Source organism: Streptococcus mitis, from assembly GCF_946190325.1.
Taxonomy (GTDB): domain Bacteria; phylum Bacillota; class Bacilli; order Lactobacillales; family Streptococcaceae; genus Streptococcus; species Streptococcus mitis_CF.
In genome coordinates this window covers 601675-621990 of the sequence record NZ_CAMHZR010000001.1, presented here as the reverse complement: position 1 = coordinate 621990, position 20316 = coordinate 601675, and the positions used below count along the sequence as shown (strand labels likewise).

17 protein-coding genes and 2 pseudogenes are annotated in these 20316 nt (G+C 39.3%); 13 read left to right on the top strand and 6 right to left on the bottom strand.

Features of this window, described 5'->3' with window-relative positions; genetic code table 11:
• Positions 1-1146, top strand: a pseudogene (locus N8M95_RS03040) (hypothetical protein); the annotation flags it as partial.
• Positions 1143-1718 (top strand): DUF6572 domain-containing protein, encoded by a 576-nt coding sequence (locus N8M95_RS03035; RefSeq protein WP_042751474.1) that lies wholly within the window; start codon positions 1143-1145, stop codon positions 1716-1718. The pseudogene N8M95_RS03040 and the gene N8M95_RS03035, both read left to right, overlap by 4 nt.
• Positions 1719-1976: 258 nt before the next feature.
• Here N8M95_RS03035 and N8M95_RS09390 read toward each other — a convergent pair.
• Positions 1977-2073 (bottom strand): annotated as a pseudogene (locus tag N8M95_RS09390) (helix-turn-helix domain-containing protein); the annotation flags it as partial.
• Positions 2074-2242: 169 nt separating this feature from the next.
• Between N8M95_RS09390 and prfB the strand changes: the two are divergent.
• The 7 genes from prfB (at position 2243) to metK (ending at position 11246) form a co-directional block, all read left to right on the top strand.
• Positions 2243-3338 (top strand): peptide chain release factor 2 gene (prfB, locus tag N8M95_RS03030; protein ID WP_261104044.1). Its coding sequence is split into 2 segments (ribosomal slippage): positions 2243-2314 and positions 2316-3338, totalling 1095 coding nucleotides; the frame shifts between segments, so codons are not numbered across the junction.
• Positions 3339-3355: 17 nt separating this feature from the next.
• Positions 3356-4048 carry a cell division ATP-binding protein FtsE gene (ftsE, locus tag N8M95_RS03025; protein WP_000022269.1) on the top strand — a complete coding sequence of 231 codons (693 nt, stop codon included), beginning with the start codon at positions 3356-3358 and terminating at the stop codon, positions 4046-4048.
• The gene (ftsX, locus tag N8M95_RS03020; protein ID WP_000625545.1) at positions 4041-4967 is read left to right on the top strand and encodes a permease-like cell division protein FtsX; all 927 of its coding nucleotides are present in this window, start codon (positions 4041-4043) and stop codon (positions 4965-4967) included. Before ftsE ends, ftsX begins: the two co-directional genes overlap by 8 nt.
• 179 nt (positions 4968-5146) lie before the next feature.
• A complete protein-coding gene (locus N8M95_RS03015; protein WP_261116592.1) occupies positions 5147-7327 on the top strand; it encodes a PTS transporter subunit IIBC in 2181 nt (726 codons plus the stop codon).
• A 51-nt stretch (positions 7328-7378) separates the two neighbouring features.
• Positions 7379-8194, top strand: a complete 816-nt coding sequence (locus N8M95_RS03010; protein ID WP_261116591.1) for an endonuclease/exonuclease/phosphatase family protein — start codon at positions 7379-7381, stop codon at positions 8192-8194.
• A 140-nt stretch (positions 8195-8334) separates the two neighbouring features.
• On the top strand, positions 8335-9678 hold the full coding sequence (locus N8M95_RS03005; RefSeq protein WP_261116590.1) for a DEAD/DEAH box helicase: 1344 nt from the start codon (positions 8335-8337) through the stop codon (positions 9676-9678).
• Between the two features lie 377 nt (positions 9679-10055).
• Positions 10056-11246: a methionine adenosyltransferase gene (gene metK / locus N8M95_RS03000; RefSeq protein WP_000003942.1), complete on the top strand. Its 1191-nt coding sequence runs from the start codon at positions 10056-10058 to the stop codon at positions 11244-11246.
• An 80-nt stretch (positions 11247-11326) separates the two neighbouring features.
• On the opposite strand, the gene N8M95_RS02995 is transcribed toward metK, so the two are convergent.
• The 5 genes from N8M95_RS02995 to N8M95_RS02975 all read right to left on the bottom strand — a co-directional run bounded on the left by N8M95_RS02995 (position 11327) and on the right by N8M95_RS02975 (position 15757).
• Positions 11327-11962 (bottom strand): GNAT family N-acetyltransferase, encoded by a 636-nt coding sequence (locus N8M95_RS02995; protein ID WP_261116589.1) that lies wholly within the window; start codon positions 11960-11962, stop codon positions 11327-11329.
• A 135-nt stretch (positions 11963-12097) separates the two neighbouring features.
• Complete coding sequence (locus tag N8M95_RS02990) at positions 12098-12397, bottom strand: DUF1827 family protein (protein ID WP_000767189.1); 300 nt, start codon at positions 12395-12397, stop codon at positions 12098-12100.
• A gap of 58 nt (positions 12398-12455) precedes the next feature.
• Positions 12456-12908 (bottom strand): NUDIX hydrolase, encoded by a 453-nt coding sequence (locus tag N8M95_RS02985; RefSeq protein ID WP_261116588.1) that lies wholly within the window; start codon positions 12906-12908, stop codon positions 12456-12458.
• A gap of 129 nt (positions 12909-13037) precedes the next feature.
• Positions 13038-15296, bottom strand: coding sequence for an ATP-dependent Clp protease ATP-binding subunit (locus N8M95_RS02980; protein ID WP_000882498.1), 2259 nt, complete (start codon positions 15294-15296; stop codon positions 13038-13040).
• 230 nt (positions 15297-15526) lie between these two features.
• Positions 15527-15757 carry a DUF1797 family protein gene (locus N8M95_RS02975; RefSeq protein WP_000443570.1) on the bottom strand — a complete coding sequence of 77 codons (231 nt, stop codon included), beginning with the start codon at positions 15755-15757 and terminating at the stop codon, positions 15527-15529.
• 190 nt (positions 15758-15947) lie between these two features.
• On the opposite strand from N8M95_RS02975, the gene N8M95_RS02970 reads away from it, so the two are divergent.
• The 4 genes from N8M95_RS02970 (at position 15948) to gyrB (ending at position 20239) form a co-directional block, all read left to right on the top strand.
• Entirely contained in the window at positions 15948-16631 is a 684-nt protein-coding gene (locus N8M95_RS02970; protein ID WP_001011642.1) for an amino acid ABC transporter permease, read from the top strand.
• Positions 16631-17365, top strand: a complete 735-nt coding sequence (locus N8M95_RS02965) for an amino acid ABC transporter ATP-binding protein (protein WP_000140955.1) — start codon at positions 16631-16633, stop codon at positions 17363-17365. Before N8M95_RS02970 ends, N8M95_RS02965 begins: the two co-directional genes overlap by 1 nt.
• Positions 17366-17714: 349 nt before the next feature.
• A complete protein-coding gene (locus N8M95_RS02960) occupies positions 17715-18278 on the top strand; it encodes an HAD family hydrolase (protein WP_004259933.1) in 564 nt (187 codons plus the stop codon).
• A 14-nt stretch (positions 18279-18292) separates the two neighbouring features.
• On the top strand, positions 18293-20239 hold the full coding sequence (gene gyrB, locus N8M95_RS02955) for a DNA topoisomerase (ATP-hydrolyzing) subunit B (RefSeq protein WP_261116587.1): 1947 nt from the start codon (positions 18293-18295) through the stop codon (positions 20237-20239).
• Positions 20240-20316: the final 77 nt, after the last annotated feature.

The following is a 20316-nucleotide window of genomic DNA, read 5'->3' as shown; positions in this document are numbered from 1 at the left end:
CAAACCGCAAACTTTATCGGGAATATCGTAGGAGGTTATGCGGTCTCCTCAGCAGCCAGCAAGTTTAGTCTCAATAATGTGAAAAATAACGTATCTGAACAAAATTTTGCTAACTACAGAGAGTTTTCAACTACAAAGATTGATGACTTCAAGACAAATTTCAAAGATGTCGAGACTAGGATAACCGTTGAGACACGTAATGTAGCAGATGAAATTCAACGTATCCAATTAAAAGCTGTCGGTGTAGATGAAACTGGAAAAATTCGCATTCAAGATTACACGACTGCAAAAGATGGTTTATCCATTAAACGCCAAGATATTCTGGATAATCTATCAAAATATGGCGGTACTATCGTAGGTGAAGGAAAAGGTCGCTTTACAGGTGGCACTAAAATTGAACCAGGGACTCGGATTGATGTGATTTCCAAACCAACAGACAGTTTTACAATTGAGAAAGTATCAAGCTTTGACAAGGTGAAGCAGTATACCAGTGAATTATACAAAACTGACTTAAGTTTAGAAGAAAAGGTTCAAAAACTTCAAAAGTATTTTACTGAGCTTGATGATAAAGTAGATATCAATGTTCCTTCTGATGCACAATATGTTAAATCAATTGAAGATGGTTGGATTTCATATGATTGGCCAGAAAGATTAGGATTTAAAAAAGGAACTGTACATCCTATAACGAGAACTTCTGGTTTACCAGAGCGATGGGACCGGTTTGGACATATGGGAGGAGGTAACTTCTCGGATATTCCTAGCGAAGGACCATATACGTACAGTCAACGTTCAATTCCATATGTTGAAAATCTTAAAGCTTACCATAACGGTAACTTTAAAACCGATAGTTATTTTGATAAAATTGATGCTATCAGTGAAGGTGATATCAAGATTTTTAATAGGATTTTGAGAGAAGAAGGAATTGAAGGGGTGTCACAAGACCAATTTTTAGAGCTGTCGGATAAGTATCGAAAATATATATCCGATACATCTACTTCTTTGAGTATGTCTAGTGATGATATTAAGTATGGTGTTCATGGGAAAGCGGCAGAATGGGGTGATATGTCAGGTGGCGCTGAACAGATTGTAACACCTTTTGGAGGAATTGATATGCTGAATATGGGGATGATGGAGGAATTTAAATGACGAGACAAGAACTAGTAAATTTCGTTAATAAACACAGAGATAAGATAGGGATATTTCATATTGCGTTTGATGAACGATTTGAAGGTCAATTTACCTTGGGATACTATTACGATGAGAAATCTAGTCAATATAAAGTATATGAGGTTAATGAGCGCCAAGATATCTGGATAAGAGACGAATTTAAAAATGAAAGTGATGCAATAAATCGACTTTATCGTTTGATAAAAACAAAATTTTGGATAAAAGAAACTCCAATTCAGTTAGATGTTTCAGAAATTGATGCAATCGGAGCGAGTGATACAGACTTGGAACTTTTATTAATAGATGGCAATCTTTGGCTTCCAGATACCGAAGAAGAGCATCTCTTGAAACTTCAAGAAAAACTCAATAACTACATCTACTTCCTCGAAAGTAAGCAATATGTAGAGCGATATGGCGATAGCTTTGATAAAAAAGTCATCCATATCACATTCCAATATTCTCCATCTGATAATGGACTAGCCTTTCTTGCAGCAGTTCAGAAGGTATTACAACCGACGGATATGAGCTTGAAGGTAGAATTACCGGAGTAATAAAGGGAGCGAAAGATGCTCTCTTTTTGTGGTATAATTGGACTAGGTTACGAAGGATTTTGTTAAATAGGTAAAAATAGCGAACTATTTATGCCGACAATTGACATGCAGAACATTCATACGACGATTTTTTATACTCTATTAAGAAACAGGGAGATTGTGAGATAAAAGATCTATGTGTATGAACTGGACTGTACCCCGAAAGTTAGGCATAAAGGATATAACACTTGGGGAATTTCATAATTTAGTTTAATAAAGATGAGGTAACTTAGCAATTTGAGAAAAAATTTAGGCCTTGAGTACAGTAAATGAGAATACTTTCACTCTTGTCTATGGTAGAATGATGGTAGCTCATAAAACTTTTTTTGGTAACTAGTTCGTTCAATTCTATTTTACTAGAAAATTTTATGAGTTTTTATTGTGCAATTAGATTGTATAATCAAGATAGAAAAAGTCATTAGAGCAAAAGATGGAAAGAAATGATAGATTATGGTATAATAAAATGATACAAAAAAGGAGTATTTATGGACATTTCAGTAATTCGTCAGAAAATTGACGCAAATCGTGAAAAATTAGCTTCTTTCAGGGGGTCTCTTTGACCTCGAAGGTTTAGAGGAAGAGATTGCTATCTTGGAAAACAAGATGACAGAACCTGATTTTTGGAACGATAATATCGCGGCCCAAAAAACGTCGCAAGAATTAAATGAATTAAAAAACACTTACAATACTTTCCATAAGATGGAAGAGTTGCAGGATGAAGTTGAAATTTTATTAGACTTTTTAGCTGAAGATGAGTCGGTACATGAAGAATTGGTTGAACAGTTGTCAGAACTTGATAAGATGATGACCAGTTACGAGATGACCTTGCTCTTGTCAGAACCTTATGACCATAATAATGCCATCTTGGAAATCCATCCAGGATCCGGTGGTACTGAGGCTCAGGACTGGGGTGATATGTTGCTTCGTATGTACACTCGCTATGGAAATGCTAAAGGCTTTAAAGTGGAAGTATTGGATTACCAAGCAGGAGATGAAGCTGGTATCAAGTCAGTAACCTTATCATTTGAAGGACCTAATGCCTATGGTCTTCTCAAGTCAGAAATGGGGGTACACCGTTTGGTGCGAATCTCGCCATTTGACTCTGCCAAACGTCGCCATACCTCTTTCACATCTGTAGAAGTGATGCCAGAATTGGATGATACTATTGAAGTAGAAATCCGTGAAGATGATATCAAGATGGATACTTTCCGTTCAGGTGGTGCTGGTGGACAAAACGTCAACAAGGTTTCCACAGGTGTGCGTTTGACACACATTCCTACGGGAACTGTCGTTCAGTCAACAGTCGATCGTACCCAGTATGGAAATAGAGATCGTGCCATGAAGATGTTGCAGGCTAAGCTCTATCAAATGGAGCAGGAGAAGAAAGCTGCGGAAGTCGATTCCCTCAAGGGTGAGAAAAAGGAAATCACATGGGGAAGTCAAATTCGTTCTTATGTTTTCACGCCATATACTATGGTAAAAGACCATCGAACTAACTTTGAAGTTGCACAAGTAGATAAGGTTATGGATGGAGACCTAGATGGTTTTATTGATGCCTATCTCAAGTGGAGAATCAGCTAAGATAGAAAGGAACTCACATGTCAATTATTGAAATGAGAGATGTCGTCAAAAAATACGACAACGGAACGACTGCCCTACGTGGTGTTTCGGTAAGCGTTCAACCAGGGGAATTTGTTTACATCGTAGGACCTTCAGGAGCTGGGAAATCAACCTTTATTCGTTCTTTGTATCGCGAAGTAAAAATCGAAAAAGGAAGCTTATCTGTTGCTGGTTTTAATCTGGTTAAAATTAAAAAGAAAGATGTTCCTCTCCTACGTCGTAGTGTTGGGGTTGTCTTCCAAGATTATAAACTGTTACCAAAGAAAACCGTTTATGAAAATATTGCTTATGCAATGGAGGTAATTGGAGAAAGTCGCCGTAATATCAAAAAACGTGTTATGGAAGTCTTAGACTTGGTTGGATTGAAGCATAAGGTTCGTTCTTTCCCAAATGAACTTTCAGGGGGAGAACAGCAACGGATTGCAATTGCACGTGCCATTGTAAACAATCCAAAAGTATTGATTGCGGACGAACCAACAGGAAACTTGGACCCAGATAATTCATGGGAAATTATGAACTTGCTGGAACGCATCAATCTCCAAGGTACAACTGTCTTGATGGCTACCCACAACAGTCAGATTGTAAATACCTTGCGCCACCGTGTCATTGCCATTGAAAATGGCCGTGTCGTTCGTGACGAAGCTAAAGGAGAATATGGATACGATGATTAGTAGATTTTTTCGTCATTTATTTGAATCGTTAAAAAGTTTGAAACGAAATGGCTGGATGACAGTAGCTGCTGTTAGTTCAGTTATGATTACTTTGACCTTGGTTGCAATATTTGCATCTGTTATCTTTAATACGGCTAAACTAGCTACAGATATCGAAAATAATGTCCGAGTAATGGTATACATTCGTAAGGACGTAGCTGATAATAGTGAGACGATTGAAAAAGAAGGTCAAACTGTTACAAATAACGACTACCATAAGGTATATGATGCTTTGAAAGGTATGTCAACCGTTAAAAGTGTTACGTTTTCAAGTAAAGAAGAACAATATGAAAAGTTGACAGAAACAATGGGGGACAACTGGAAAATCTTTGAAGGCGATGCCAATCCACTCTATGATGCATATATCGTTGATACAAATACACCAAGTGATGTAAAGACAGTAGCAGAAGAGGCTAAAAAAATCGAAGGTGTATCAGAAGTTCAAGATGGTGGTGCTAATACAGAACGCTTGTTTAAGTTAGCCTCATTTATTCGTGTTTGGGGACTAGTTATCGCTGGATTATTGATTTTCATTGCGGTGTTCTTGATTTCTAATACTATACGTATCACCATTATTTCACGAAGCCGTGAAATTCAAATCATGCGTTTAGTAGGTGCTAAGAATGGCTATATCCGCGGACCTTTCTTGCTTGAAGGTGCCTTCATTGGTTTGCTTGGAGCAACACTTCCATCAGTTCTGGTATTTATTGTCTATAAAATGGTTTACCAATCTGTTAATAAGTCATTGGTTGGTCAGAACCTTTCAATGATATCACCAGAAGTATTCAGTCCACTGATGATTGCCTTATTATTTGTGATTGGAATTTTTATCGGTTCAATCGGATCAGGAATTTCAATGCGCCGATTCCTGAAAATCTAAAATAGAAGTATATTTGAGGAGATTTTAATATCTCCTTTTTTACTACAAAAATTTTAGAAAAAAGTCTACTTTTTTTTATAAAAGCCTTTACAAAAAAAATTAAAGTGGTATAATTGAATTATAGAAAGTGCAAACGTTTTCGTAAAACGTTTGCCTAAATAAAAATAAAGGAGATTTGAATGATGAAAGATACATTCAAAAATGTCTTGTCTTTCGAGTTTTGGCAAAAATTCGGTAAGGCTTTGATGGTGGTTATCGCGGTTATGCCGGCTGCTGGTTTGATGATTTCAATCGGTAAGTCTATCGTAATGATTAACCCAACTTTTGCACCACTTGTAGTTACAGGTGGAATTCTTGAGCAAATTGGTTGGGGGGTTATCGGTAACCTTCACATTTTGTTTGCCCTAGCAATTGGAGGAAGCTGGGCTAAAGAACGTGCTGGTGGTGCTTTCGCCGCTGGTCTTGCCTTCATCTTGATTAACCGTATCACTGGTACAATCTTTGGTGTATCAGGAGATATGTTGAAAAATCCAGATGCTATGGTCACAACTCTCTTTGGTGGTTCAATCAAAGTTGCTGATTACTTCATTAGTGTTCTTGAAGCTCCAGCATTGAACATGGGTGTGTTTGTAGGGATTATCTCAGGTTTTGTAGGGGCAACTGCTTACAATAAATACTACAACTTCCGTAAACTTCCTGATGCACTTTCATTCTTCAACGGGAAACGTTTCGTACCATTTGTAGTTATTCTTCGTTCAGCAATCGCTGCAATTCTACTTGCTGCCTTCTGGCCAGTAGTTCAAACAGGTATCAATAGCTTTGGTATCTGGATTGCCAACTCACAAGAAACTGCTCCAATCCTTGCACCATTCTTGTATGGTACTTTGGAACGTTTGCTCTTGCCATTTGGTCTTCACCATATGTTGACTATCCCAATGAACTACACAGCTCTTGGTGGTACTTATGACATTTTAACTGGTGCAGCTAAAGGTACTCAAGTATTTGGTCAAGACCCACTATGGCTTGCATGGGTAACAGACCTTGTTAACCTTAAAGGTACAGATGCAAGTCACTACCAACAATTGTTAGATACTGTTCACCCAGCTCGTTTCAAAGTTGGACAAATGATCGGTTCATTCGGTATCTTGATGGGTATGATCGTTGCTATCTACCGTAATGTCGATGCTGATAAGAAACATCAATATAAAGGTATGATGATTGCGACAGCTCTTGCAACATTCTTGACAGGGGTTACTGAACCAATCGAATACATGTTCATGTTTGTAGCAACACCTATGTATCTTGTTTACTCACTTGTTCAAGGTGCTGCCTTCGCTATGGCTGACGTAGTAAACCTACGTGTCCACTCATTCGGTTCAATTGAATTCTTGACTCGTACACCACTAGCAATTAATGCTGGTATTGGTATGGATATCGTTAACTTTATCTGGGTAACTGTTCTCTTTGCCGTAATCATGTACTTTATCGCAAACTTCATGATTCAAAAATTCAACTACGCAACTCCAGGACGTAACGGAAATTACGAAACTGCTGAAGGTTCAGAAGAAGCTAGTAGCGAAGTGAAAGTTGCAGCAGGCTCTCAAGCTGTAAACATTATTAACCTTCTTGGTGGACGTGCAAACATCGTTGATGTTGATGCATGTATGACTCGTCTTCGTGTAACTGTAAAAGATGCTGACAAAGTCGGTGATGCAGAACAATGGAAAGCAGAAGGAGCTATGGGTCTTGTCATGAAAGGACAAGGAGTTCAAGCTATCTACGGTCCAAAAGCAGACGTATTGAAATCTGATATCCAAGATATCCTTGATTCAGGTGAAATCATTCCTGAAACTCTTCCAAGCCAAATGACTGAAGCACAACAAAACACTGTTCACTTCAAAGGTCTTACTGAGGAAGTATACTCAGTAGCTGACGGTCAAGTTGTTGCTTTGGAACAAGTAAAAGATCCAGTATTTGCTCAAAAAATGATGGGTGATGGATTTGCTGTAGAACCTGCAAATGGAAACATTGTATCTCCAGTTTCAGGTACTGTATCAAGCATCTTCCCTACAAAACATGCTCTTGGTCTTGTGACTGAAGCAGGTCTTGAAGTACTTGTTCACATTGGTTTGGACACAGTAAGTCTTGAAGGAAAACCATTTACAGTTCATGTTGCTGAAGGACAAAAAGTTGCAGCAGGAGATCTCCTTGTCACAGCTGACTTGGATGCTATCCGTGCAGCAGGACGTGAAACTTCAACAGTGGTTGTCTTCACAAATGGTGATGTTATTAAATCAGTTAAATTAGAAAAAACAGGTTCTCTTGCAGCTAAAACAGCAGTTGCTAAAGTAGAATTGTAATATACTTGAGGTTGGAAGCTGTATTCCAACCTCTTATTTTGGGAGAAAAGAATGAAATTTTTAACACTCAATACTCACAGTTGGATGGAAAAAGAAGCTGAGGAAAAATTCCAGATTTTGCTTGAGGATATTCTTGAAAAAGACTATGATTTGATTTGTTTCCAAGAAATCAATCAGGAGATCACTTCGCCAGAGGTGGAGGTTAATGATCTCTATCAAGCTTTGCCAGCAGCTGAGCCTATTCATCAAGACCACTATGTTAGACTCTTGGTTGAAAAGTTGTCAGAGCAAGGAAAAAATTATTATTGGACCTGGGCCTATAATCATATCGGTTATGACCGCTACCATGAAGGTGTGGCTATTTTATCTAAAACACCTATTAAAGCCAGAGAAATTTTGGTTTCAGATGTGGATGATCCAACAGACTATCATACTCGTCGTGTCGCCCTGGCTGAAACTGTAGTCGATGGTAATGAACTTGCAGTTGCCAGTGTCCACCTTTCTTGGTGGGATAAAGGTTTCCAAGAAGAATGGGCACGATTTGAGGCTGTCTTGAAAGAATTGAACAAGCCACTTTTGCTTGCTGGAGATTTCAACAACCCAGCTGGTCAGGAAGGTTACCAAGCTATTTTAGCTAGTTCATTAGGCTTACAAGACGCATTTGAAGTTGCTCAAGATAAAAGTGGTAGCTATACTGTTCCACCAGAAATTGATGGCTGGAAGGGGAACACTGAACCCCTTCGAATCGACTATGTTTTTACTACCAAGGAGTTAGAGGTGGAAAAATTACATGTCGTATTTGATGGTAACAAGAGTCCACAAGTGAGTGATCACTATGGCTTGAATGCTACTTTAAACTGGAAATAATGACTGAAAAGAGGTTGGAATCATGAAGTTCCAGCCTTTTTCTTATTAGAGAAGCTACTGGAAATAGCCTAAATAAGTGAGACTACTGAAATGGAATAAAATGTGGTATAATTGAACAGATAGATAGAATCGAGGATATTATGTCATTTACGAAATTTCAATTTAAAAACTATATTAAAGAAGCCTTGGAGGAGTTGAAATTTACAACTCCTACAGAGGTGCAAGATAAGTTGATTCCGATTGTTTTGGCAGGTCGTGACCTAGTCGGTGAATCAAAAACAGGTTCAGGTAAGACTCATACTTTCTTGTTACCAATTTTCCAGCAATTAGATGAATCTAGTGATAGTGTACAGGCAGTGATTACGGCACCGAGTCGTGAGTTGGCTACTCAGATTTATCAAGCAGCTCGTCAGATTGCAGCCCACTCAGAAGTGGAAGTTCGTGTGGTTAATTATGTGGGGGGGACAGATAAGGCTCGCCAAATTGAAAAATTGGCAAGCAACCAACCTCATATTGTTATCGGAACGCCAGGTCGTATCTATGACTTGGTTAAATCTGGTAATTTAGCTATTCACAAGACCAAGACCTTTGTGGTCGATGAGGCAGATATGACCTTGGATATGGGATTCTTAGAAACTGTTGATAAGATTGCTGGCAGTCTTCCAAAAGACTTGCAATTCATGGTCTTCTCAGCAACTATCCCACAAAAACTGCAACCATTCTTGAAAAAATACTTGTCAAATCCTGTTATGGAAAAAATCAAGACCAAAACGGTCATTTCTGATACCATTGATAATTGGTTGATTTCTACTAAGGGACGTGACAAGAATGATCAAATTTACCAGCTGACTCAGTTGATGCAACCTTATTTGGCAATGATTTTTGTTAACACTAAAACACGGGCTGATGAATTGCATGCTTACTTGACTGCGCAAGGTTTGAAGGTGGCAAAAATCCATGGAGATATTGCCCCTCGTGAGCGCAAGCGTATCATGAATCAGGTGAAAAATCTGGATTTTGAGTATATTGTTGCAACGGATTTGGCAGCGCGTGGAATTGACATCGAAGGTGTCAGCCATGTTATCAATGATGCTATTCCACAAGATTTATCTTTCTTTGTGCACCGTGTTGGTCGTACTGGACGAAACGGTCTACCAGGTACAGCTATTACCCTCTATCAGCCAAGTGATGACTCGGATATTCGTGAGTTGGAGAAATTGGGAATCAAGTTTACTCCTAAGATGGTCAAAGACGGAGAATTTCAAGATACCTATGACCGTGATCGTCGTGCTAATCGTGAGAAAAAGCAAGACAAGCTTGATATCGAAATGATTGGTTTGGTTAAAAAGAAAAAGAAAAAAGTCAAACCGGGTTATAAGAAAAAAATTCAATGGGCGGTTGATGAAAAGCGCCGCAAAACCAAGCGCGCTGAAAATCGCGCACGTGGACGTGCAGAGCGTAAAGCAAAACGTCAAACATTTTAATAGAAATTGTTGGAGTACTGAGCTCCAACTTTTTTTATTTATGAGAACGAACTATCTAAACAGAAACACTACAATAAAGACTGCAAATTGCGCTAAAAAATGGTATAATGATAAAGTTATATAGTCCCGATAAGATGGTAGGTATTTATCACTAAGAGTTTTCCTATCAGTACTTTGTAACTCGCAAAGAATGACGGCTCCAAAGTCGCTCATCATTCTACGGATGCCGCTATAGGGCGGTCATCCTATGCGCCTTACTAGCTTTAGAAATAAAAAAGTATCGTTTTTATTTCTTACGCGTTGTAACTCTTAGAAAATGAAAATACCTATCAGTACTTTGTAACTCTATAACACTATTTTTAAGGGGGGACATTTTTATGTCAGAACGTAAATTATTCACGTCTGAATCTGTATCTGAGGGGCATCCAGATAAGATTGCAGACCAAATTTCAGATGCGATTTTGGATGCTATTTTAGCTAAGGATCCAGAGGCGCACGTTGCTGCTGAGACAGCTGTATACACTGGATCTGTCCACGTTTTTGGTGAAATTTCTACAAATGCCTATGTAGATATTAACCGTGTGGTTCGAGATACCATTGCAGAGATTGGCTACACCAATACAGAATATGGTTTTTCTGCTGAGACTGTAGGAGTACATCCATCTTTGGTGGAACAATCTCCTGACATTGCTCAAGGTGTTAACGAAGCCTTGGAGGTTCGTGGAAATGCAGACCAAGATCCACTTGATTTGATTGGTGCTGGAGACCAAGGGCTCATGTTTGGATTTGCAGTGGATGAAACAGAAGAGCTCATGCCTTTGCCAATTTCACTCAGTCATAAATTGGTTCGTCGTTTGGCAGAACTTCGTAAGTCTGGGGAAATCAGCTATCTTCGCCCAGATGCTAAATCACAAGTTACAGTTGAGTATGATGAAAATGATCGTCCAGTACGTGTGGACACAGTCGTGATTTCAACTCAGCACGATCCAGAAGTTAGCAACGAACAAATTCACAATGATGTCATTAACAAGGTTATCAAAGAGGTTATTCCAGCCTCTTACTTGGATGAGCAAACAAAATTCTTCATCAATCCTACTGGTCGTTTTGTAATCGGTGGACCTCAAGGGGACTCAGGTTTGACTGGTCGTAAGATTATCGTAGATACTTATGGGGGCTACTCTCGTCATGGTGGTGGTGCCTTCTCTGGTAAGGATGCGACTAAGGTGGACCGTTCTGCGTCATATGCGGCTCGATATATTGCAAAGAATATCGTTGCAGCGGGTCTTGCTAAGAAGGCAGAAGTGCAATTGGCCTATGCTATCGGTGTTGCGCAACCTGTCTCTGTTCGTATCGATACCTTTGGTACAGGAACAGTAGCTGAAAGTAAGCTTGAAAAAGCAGCCCGTCAAATCTTTGACCTTCGCCCTGCAGGAATTATCCAAATGCTGGACCTCAAGCGTCCAATTTACCGTCAAACAGCGGCTTATGGACACATGGGACGTACAGATATTGACCTTCCATGGGAACGTTTGGACAAGGTAGATGCTTTGAAAGAAGCAGTAAAATAGATAAGAAAACCAACGTTTTGAACGTTGGTTTTTGTAAATATGAGCTATCCTTTTTAATAGGTCAGTAAATTGCTAGCCTGTTATAATTTATTCATTGTTTTTAAAAATGCCCAGTTACCAATTGATTTTGAACCGTATTCTAGATCTATAAAGTCTAGTAGTCCATAATCGTTTTTTTCGTAGAATGAGGCATTTCTAGCTGTATTAGTTATGAGACCCAAGTTCTTACAGCCTTTTGATTTGACATAAGGTTCAATCCCTTGTGTCAGAAAAGTACTGCCTATTCCCTGCCCCTTACTTTCTATATTGACAGCTAAGGCCATCAAATACCAATCAAACTCTCCAGATTTTTCTAAATGCTTTTTGGAACGTTTTACAAAGTCAAAGTATTTAAGGAGATTTTGTGGTCGAATGTAGCGAAAAATGTTTGTTCCTCCATTTCGTAGATAGGATAGTATACAGAAATCTTTTTGTTGCAAAAGGGCGACTGCAAGTAAGTCTCCATCCTGTTCCGCAATTAAACAGTTTCCCTTCTTAATATAGACTCTAGTAAGCAGAATTTGCAACGTTTCTACAAAAGCAGGATAGGAGTCAGGTTTCTTCAAATCATCAGTTATAATCGTTAAAAAGGGATAGTCAAGAAAGGAATTGGCTAATAATTTTCCAATTTTTTCGCTTTCTTCAATTCTTGCCTCTCTATATATGATGTCTCCCATGTTTGTCTCCTTAATTATCTACAAAATCTTGTATGACAAGATTTTATAGATAAAAAATTGGAGATGATTTAAAAAGCTAAATAAACCTAATTTTGTTCCATAAGGTTCAAAGCACTTTCTAATCTCTCCAAGATTTTATTTGGTTGGAATCGAAATTCCAATTAATTTTTCTGAATAGAGGGTTTTGATATTGGCCTCATCAATAGAGTCCTTATCAATTTTACGTTTCAAGAAAAATTCTTGAATAGCTTCGATTTCAGGTTCACGAATAGCGCGGTGTTTATTTGAGATGAGGATTTCATAGTGAAGCGGAGCTTGAGTAAAAATAACATCTGTATTCCCTGCAGAATAGACCTCAACAAGGGTTGCATCTGTACTTTCTAGCTGGCTTTTAACAAGTTGCGAGTGTGAGTTTGTCGTATTGATTAGCTTCATAACATTTCCTCCGATTTTCTAATTCTATTATAGCACTTTTTGAATAAAGTAGCTTAATTTAGTCAATCTTATGTTGTTTTTTCCAAGATTCAATAGCCCATTTATGGCTACCACGTTTGAGATTTTCAATAGCCTCGTCAATAGGGAACCAGGCAATATGATTAAAGTCCTCTAGTGGTTTTTGCACTTCTTTGAAAGAAGTTGCTTCATAGAGGTAGGCTGGATTGTAGTAGTAGGTGTCACGGTGACGAGAATAGAAATATTCGTCAGCTTGTCCGTAATAGGTACCAATTTCAGCTGTAAAGCCAAGCTCTTCAATCAATTCACGTTTTAGGGCTTCCTGATGGTTCTCACCAGCTTCAATTTCGCCACCTGGTAGGAACCAAGCGCCATTGGGTGCTTGAACAAGAACAATTTGTTTTTGTTCAGCATCAGGTATAACTGCATATACGCCATAGCGTGAAACATAGTCTGTATTCGCTTTTTTTTCTCCGAAAGTTGGGTTTGCCATTGCATTTTCCTCATTATCTATTATCTTTATTATTATCTTAATGGACAAAGGCCTAGCTGTCAAGAATTTATAGTTATTTTAGTAAAAAGGAGCAGAAAATTTTCATTTTCTACTCCTTTTCTATAGGATTTATACTTCTTTTTCAGAAGTCTTTACTTCAGCTTTTTTGGCAGATTTGATTTGAATGTTACCCTTGCTGGTCATCACTGCCTTGAGGTCTTTTTCGCTTGGATTTTCAAGGTAGTAGTCAGTGATTGCGTCCTCAATATAGTCTTGAATAGTACGACGAAGTGGGCGTGCTCCCATTTTTGGATCATAACCAAGGTCAACCAATTTTTCCTTGACCTTGTCGGTTACATCCAAATGAATGTTGTTGCTAGAAAGACGTTTGTTAACATCTGCAAGCATAAGCTCGACAATCTGAAGGAGGTTATCTTTGCTGAGAGCCTTAAATTCGATAATACCATCAAAACGGTTCATAAACTCTGGGCTAAAGAAGTTACCGAGTTCACCAAGAACAGAGTTGGTACGTCCTTCTCTAGCAGCACCAAATCCAACGCTAGCTTCTGCCTTACCTGTACCTGCATTTGAAGTCATGATGATGATGGCGTCCTTGAAGCTAACGGTACGTCCTTGTCCATCTGTTAAACGACCATCGTCCAAGACCTGGAGGAACATATGCATGACATCTGGATGGGCTTTCTCTACTTCATCCAAGAGAATAAGAGAGTAGGGATTGCGGCGGACTTTTTCAGTTAATTGCCCAGCCTCGTCATAGCCGACATAACCTGGAGGGGCACCGACTAATTTCGCCACACTGTGTTTTTCCATATATTCACTCATATCAAAGCGAATCATGCTGTCAGCAGAACCAAAGAGTTCGATAGCTAATTGTTTGGAAAGTTCTGTCTTACCGACTCCAGTTGGCCCAACGAAAAGGAAACTTCCGATTGGGCGGTTAGGGGTACCGAGACCGACACGATTACGGCGAATAGCCTTGGCAATCTTATCGACAGCATCATCTTGTCCAATAACATGAGACTTGAGGTCTTCGGCTAGATGGATGAGTTGAGATTGTTCTTTCTCTTTTAAATCACCAACAGGAATATTGGTTTTCTGCTCGATAATGTGCTCAATGGTTTTCTCACTAATGATAGGAGTATCTTGGTCTGTGACCTTTTTCTTTTGCATTTCCTTATACTTGGCAATCTGGTCACGGAAGTAGGCGGCCTTCTCAAAATCTTCTTCTCGTGTAGCTTGAGATTTAAGATTTTCAGCCTCAATCAAGCGCTGATCGATTACTTTAGGATCCACAAAATTCAAGGTCAAGTTCATCTTAGAACCAGCTTCATCTAGGAGGTCAATGGCCTTGTCAGGCAAGAAGCGATCTTGGATGTAGCGATTGGACAGAGTTGCAGCTGCTTCAATTGCAGCATCGGTATACTGAACGTGGTGGTAGTCTTCGTATTTCTTTTGAATGCCTTTGAGGATAGTAATTGTTTCCTCCACTGTTGGTTCATCCACTTTAACAGGTTGCATACGACGCTCTAGGGCTGCATCTTTTTCAATGATACGGTATTCATTGAGGGTAGTAGCACCGACCAATTGCAGCTCTCCACGAGCAAGGGCGGGCTTGAGGATATTTCCTGCATCCATATTGCCATCGCCCGCAGAACCAGCACCGACAATTTCATGGATTTCATCGATAAAGAGGATGATGTCCTCACGTTTGCGAATTTCTTCCATGAGTTTTTGCATGCGTTCTTCAAATTGTCCACGGATACCCGTTCCTTGAACTAAGCTAACCACATCCAGACGGATGACTTGTTTTCCTTGTAGTTTATGGGGAACATCTCCATCAACTATTTTCTGAGCTAGACCTTCGACAACGGCAGTTTTTCCGACACCTGGTTCACCGATAAGAACAGGATTATTCTTGGTTCTGCGATTGAGAATTTCTATGACACGGATAATCTCATCGTCGCGCCCAATAACGGGGTCAATATCTCCACGACGGGCAATTTCAGTTACGTTGATACCAAATTCTTCCAGTAGGCCTTTTTCTTGGCTTGGTGGAGGAGTTTGAGCAGGTCCACGATTTTGGGAACCATAACCGCCATTTCCACCGTAACCTCCACCTGATTGGGTTGGGGGAGTCGGAGGAGTATTGTTAGAAGGCCTGAAATTGTTTAGGTCATTGAAGAAATCACCAAAGGGATCAAAGTCACGATTGTTCAGATCCGTAATACCTTTAAAGAGGCTATTGTTAGGATCTGTCTTGATAATCTTATAGCAGTTTTGACAGAGGTCAATTTGTTTTTGCTTTCCATTGAGATTGGTATAAAGATGAATCGTTGAGTCATTGATTTTACAGTTTTGACAAAGCATACATCTACCTCATTTCTTTATTTAGCCTGACCTGTTTAAAGGTCAAAAATAGTCAAATTTCTATACTTTCATTATAACAGGATTGGGGTGTAAAGCAAGTAAAAAGATTGCAGCTTTGAGAAGTTGCTACAATGAAGATCTTTGTGGATTTGGACTATAAAAAAATCCTATTTGTGAGACAAAAAGGATTTTGGTTAGACATGCAGGGTGTAATCCCAGCTTGTTTTGTATTAGTAAAGGAGTTCGTAAATCTCCATTGCAATCAAGTCAATGCTGTCAAACGTATAAGTTTCGCGAGCTTCGACATCACGAAGGGTAAAGATTGAGCCGTTTTCTTCGTCGTGGCTGTATGCAACTTCTGCAACAACAACTCCTTCGCGTTCAAAATTACGTTTTAAATTTCCGCCGTCTTTAGCCATTGCTTCAAGGCGGTTGATGATTCTAACCAAATGTGATTCCATTTTGATTCTCCTTCATTTCTTATCGTTACTATTTTACCATAAAGGAGCTCAACTTGCCTAGAAAAAACTAAGATTTCTCGCTAATTCTACCATCTTAAAGTTTTTTTGAATAAATTAGACAAAAGATTTGAATTTTAATTCAATTCATGTTATAATCATACAGTATTCTATTTTAGAAAGCAGTGTGACTATGAATTTTTCTTTTTTACCTAAGTATTTACCTTATTTTAACTATGGGGCTGTCGTGACGGTTCTCATTTCTATCTGTGTTGTATTTTTGGGAACTATTTTGGGGGTTGTCTTGGCTTTTGGGCAACGTTCAAAGTTTAAACCGCTTGTTTGGCTTGCCAACTTATACGTTTGGATTTTCCGCGGGACACCGATGATGGTTCAGATTATGATTGCCTTTGCTCTTATGCATATCAATGCTCCGACTATTCAGGTTGGGATTTTGGGTGTTGATCTTTCTCGTCTGATTCCAGGGATTTTGATTATCTCAATGAACAGTGGTGCTTATGTTTCTGAGACTGTTCGTGCCGGAATTAATGCGGTTCCTAAGGGGCAGTTAGAGGCGGCCTATTCTTTAGGGATTCGTCCTAAAAATGCGATGCGCTATGTGATTTTGCCACAAGCTATCAAAAATATTTTGCCAGCATTGGGGAACGAATTTATCACTATTATCAAGGATAGTTCCCTCTTATCAGCTATCGGTGTCATGGAGTTGTGGAATGGGGCTACAACAGTTTCTACAACAACCTATCTACCTTTAACACCACTTTTATTTGCAGCCTTTTATTACTTGATTATGACTTCTATTTTGACAGTAGCCTTGAAAGCTTTTGAAAAACGTATGGGACAAGGAGATAAAAAATAATGACAGAAACCTTGATAAAAATTGAAAATTTACATAAATCCTTTGGAAAGAATGAAGTATTGAAGGGCATCAACCTCGAGATTAAAAGAGGTGAAGTTGTTGTTATTATCGGTCCTTCAGGAAGCGGGAAATCTACCTTGCTTCGTTCTATGAATTTGTTGGAAGAAGCGACCAAGGGGAAGGTTATCTTTGAAGGAGTCGATATTACGGACAAGAAGAATGATCTATTTGCCATGCGTGAGAAGATGGGTATGGTTTTCCAACAATTTAATCTCTTTCCTAATATGACTGTGATGGAAAATATCACCTTGTCACCTATCAAGACCAAAGGTGAAAGTAAGGCAGTGGCTGAGAAGAGAGCCCAAGAGCTTTTGGAAAAAGTTGGTTTGCCAGATAAGGCAACTGCTTATCCACAGAGTTTGTCAGGTGGCCAGCAACAGCGGATTGCCATTGCGCGTGGTTTAGCTATGGAACCTGATGTTTTGCTCTTTGACGAGCCAACTTCCGCTCTGGATCCTGAAATGGTAGGTGAGGTGCTGGCGGTTATGCAAGACCTAGCCAAGTCAGGAATGACCATGGTTATCGTAACTCATGAAATGGGATTTGCCCGTGAGGTGGCAGACCGTGTCATCTTTATGGCAGACGGTGTGGTTGTTGAAGATGGAACACCTGAACAGATTTTTGAACAAACCCAAGAACAGCGGACTAAAGACTTCTTGAGTAAGGTTTTATAATCTATTTTAAAATTTCAAGACAAGATTAGTGAAAAGCTAGGCTCAATACCAGTCAAGTTGAACTTACTTTGAGAAGTTCCCCCCTTTATTAATAACATCCATAAATTGGATATTAGGATTTTTTATATAAAGTAGTTTTGTGTTAAAATATAATTGTTCCATATGATTCTCTCTAATGATGGTTTGGTCGCTTTTCATTATGGGTCATATGGAACTTTTTTCTACAAGAAAATAGGTTTCATAGTATTTATAATAGATTTACCCACTACAAATAATATAGAGCATTTTTTATGTGCAAAACTCAAGGAAATCATCGCTTTTTTCACAAAAAAATGCTATAATGAAGGGTATGAAATATCACGATTATATCTGGGATTTAGGTGGAACTTTACTGGATAATTACGAAACTTCAACAGCTGCCTTTGTTGAAACATTGGCACTGTATGGTATCACACAAGACCACGACAGTGTCTACCAAGCTTTAAAGGTTTCTACTGATTTTGCGATTGAGATATTCGCTCCCAACTTAGAGAATTTTTTAGAAAAGTACAAGGAAAATGAAGCCAGAGAGCTAGAACATCCGATTTTATTTGATGGAGTTTCTGGTTTATTGGAAGACATTTCAAATCAAGGTGGCCGTCATTTTTTGGTTTCTCATCGAAATGATCAGGTCTTGGAAATTTTAGAAAAAACCTCTATAGCAGCTTATTTTACAGAAGTGGTGACTTCTAACTCAGGCTTTAAGAGAAAACCAGATCCTGAGTCCATGATTTATTTAAGAGACAAGTATCAAATTAACTCTGGTCTTGTCATCGGTGATCGGCCGATTGATATCGAAGCAGGGCAAGCTGCTGGACTCGATACCCACTTGTTTACCAGTATCGTGAATTTAAGACAAGTATTAGACATGTAAGAAAAAGGAATAAGATGACAGAAGAAATTAAAAATCTGCAGGCACAAGATTATGATGCCAGTCAAATTCAAGTTTTAGAGGGCTTAGAGGCTGTTCGTATGCGTCCAGGAATGTATATCGGATCGACCTCAAAAGAAGGTCTTCACCATCTAGTCTGGGAAATTGTTGATAACTCAATTGATGAGGCCTTGGCAGGATTTGCTAGCCAAATTCAAGTCTTTATTGAGCCAGATGATTCGATTACTGTTGTCGATGATGGGCGTGGTATCCCCGTCGATATTCAGGAAAAAACAGGTCGACCTGCCGTTGAGACTGTCTTTACTGTTCTTCACGCTGGAGGAAAGTTTGGCGGTGGCGGATATAAGGTCTCAGGTGGTCTTCACGGAGTGGGGTCCTCAGTTGTTAACGCCCTTTCAACTCAATTAGACGTTCATGTCCACAAAAATGGTAAGATTCATTACCAAGAATACCGTCGTGGTCATGTTGTCGCAGACCTTGAGGTGGTTGGAGATACGGATAAAACGGGAACAACAGTTCACTTTACACCGGACCCAGAAATCTTTACGGAAACAACAACCTTTGATTTTGATAAATTAAATAAACGGATTCAAGAGTTGGCCTTTCTAAATCGCGGTCTTCAAATCTCCATCACAGATAAGCGCGAAGGTTTGGAACAAACCAAGCATTACCATTATGAAGGTGGGATTGCTAGTTACGTTGAATATATTAACGAGAACAAGGATGTTATCTTTGATACACCAATCTATACTGACGGTGAGATGGAGGATATCACAGTTGAAGTAGCCATGCAGTACACAACGGGCTACCATGAAAATGTCATGAGTTTTGCCAATAATATCCACACCCATGAAGGTGGAACGCATGAACAAGGTTTCCGTACAGCCTTGACACGTGTTATCAACGATTATGCTCGTAAAAATAAGTTACTGAAAGACAATGAAGACAACTTAACAGGGGAAGATGTCCGCGAAGGATTAACTGCAGTTATCTCGGTTAAACACCCAAATCCACAGTTTGAAGGACAGACCAAGACAAAACTGGGGAATAGCGAAGTGGTCAAGATTACCAATCGTCTCTTCAGCGATGCCTTCTCTGATTTCCTCATGGAAAATCCGCAGATTGCCAAACGTATCGTGGAAAAAGGGATTTTGGCTGCGAAGGCTCGTGTGGCTGCCAAGCGTGCGCGTGAAGTTACCCGTAAAAAATCTGGTTTGGAAATTTCTAACCTTCCAGGAAAACTGGCGGACTGTTCTTCTAACAATCCTGCAGAAACAGAACTCTTCATCGTCGAAGGAGACTCAGCTGGTGGGTCAGCCAAATCTGGTCGTAACCGTGAATTTCAGGCAATCCTTCCGATTCGTGGTAAGATTTTGAACGTTGAAAAGGCAAGTATGGATAAGATTCTAGCTAACGAAGAAATTCGTAGTCTTTTTACAGCGATGGGAACAGGATTCGGTGCAGAATTTGATGTTTCAAAAGCCCGTTACCAAAAACTCGTTTTGATGACCGATGCCGATGTCGATGGTGCTCACATTCGTACCCTTCTTTTAACCTTGATTTATCGTTATATGAAACCAATACTAGAAGCTGGTTATGTTTATATTGCCCAACCTCCAATCTATGGTGTCAAGGTTGGAAGCGAGATTAAAGAATATATCCAGCCAGGAGCGGATCAAGAAATTAAACTCCAAGAAGCCTTGGCCCGCCATAGTGAAGGACGTGCCAAACCAACCATTCAGCGTTATAAAGGTTTGGGTGAAATGGATGATCACCAGTTGTGGGAAACAACCATGGATCCCGAACATCGCTTAATGGCAAGAGTTTCTGTGGACGATGCTGCAGAAGCAGATAAAATCTTTGATATGTTGATGGGGGATCGAGTAGAGCCTCGTCGTGAATTTATCGAAGAAAATGCCGTCTATAGTACACTTGATGTCTAAAAAATCGGGAGAAGTAGTTCCCTTGGTCTAAAAAATATGATATAATCATTACGATTGTTTCAAGTTAAAAAGGAGTT

Coding starts and splice junctions, on each gene's coding strand:
- N8M95_RS03015 (WP_261116592.1), top strand. CDS start 5,147: ATGATGAAAGATACATTCAAAAATGTCTTGTCTTTCGAGTTTTGGCAA.
- N8M95_RS02985 (WP_261116588.1), bottom strand. CDS start 12,908: ATGGCAAACCCAACTTTCGGAGAAAAAAAAGCGAATACAGACTATGTT.
- metK (WP_000003942.1), top strand. CDS start 10,056: ATGTCAGAACGTAAATTATTCACGTCTGAATCTGTATCTGAGGGGCAT.
- N8M95_RS03010 (WP_261116591.1), top strand. CDS start 7,379: ATGAAATTTTTAACACTCAATACTCACAGTTGGATGGAAAAAGAAGCT.
- ftsX (WP_000625545.1), top strand. CDS start 4,041: ATGATTAGTAGATTTTTTCGTCATTTATTTGAATCGTTAAAAAGTTTG.
- N8M95_RS02970 (WP_001011642.1), top strand. CDS start 15,948: ATGAATTTTTCTTTTTTACCTAAGTATTTACCTTATTTTAACTATGGG.
- N8M95_RS02975 (WP_000443570.1), bottom strand. CDS start 15,757: ATGGAATCACATTTGGTTAGAATCATCAACCGCCTTGAAGCAATGGCT.
- N8M95_RS02990 (WP_000767189.1), bottom strand. CDS start 12,397: ATGAAGCTAATCAATACGACAAACTCACACTCGCAACTTGTTAAAAGC.
- N8M95_RS02960 (WP_004259933.1), top strand. CDS start 17,715: ATGAAATATCACGATTATATCTGGGATTTAGGTGGAACTTTACTGGAT.
- N8M95_RS03005 (WP_261116590.1), top strand. CDS start 8,335: ATGTCATTTACGAAATTTCAATTTAAAAACTATATTAAAGAAGCCTTG.
- N8M95_RS02965 (WP_000140955.1), top strand. CDS start 16,631: ATGACAGAAACCTTGATAAAAATTGAAAATTTACATAAATCCTTTGGA.
- ftsE (WP_000022269.1), top strand. CDS start 3,356: ATGTCAATTATTGAAATGAGAGATGTCGTCAAAAAATACGACAACGGA.
- N8M95_RS03035 (WP_042751474.1), top strand. CDS start 1,143: ATGACGAGACAAGAACTAGTAAATTTCGTTAATAAACACAGAGATAAG.
- N8M95_RS02995 (WP_261116589.1), bottom strand. CDS start 11,962: ATGGGAGACATCATATATAGAGAGGCAAGAATTGAAGAAAGCGAAAAA.
- gyrB (WP_261116587.1), top strand. CDS start 18,293: ATGACAGAAGAAATTAAAAATCTGCAGGCACAAGATTATGATGCCAGT.
- N8M95_RS02980 (WP_000882498.1), bottom strand. CDS start 15,296: ATGCTTTGTCAAAACTGTAAAATCAATGACTCAACGATTCATCTTTAT.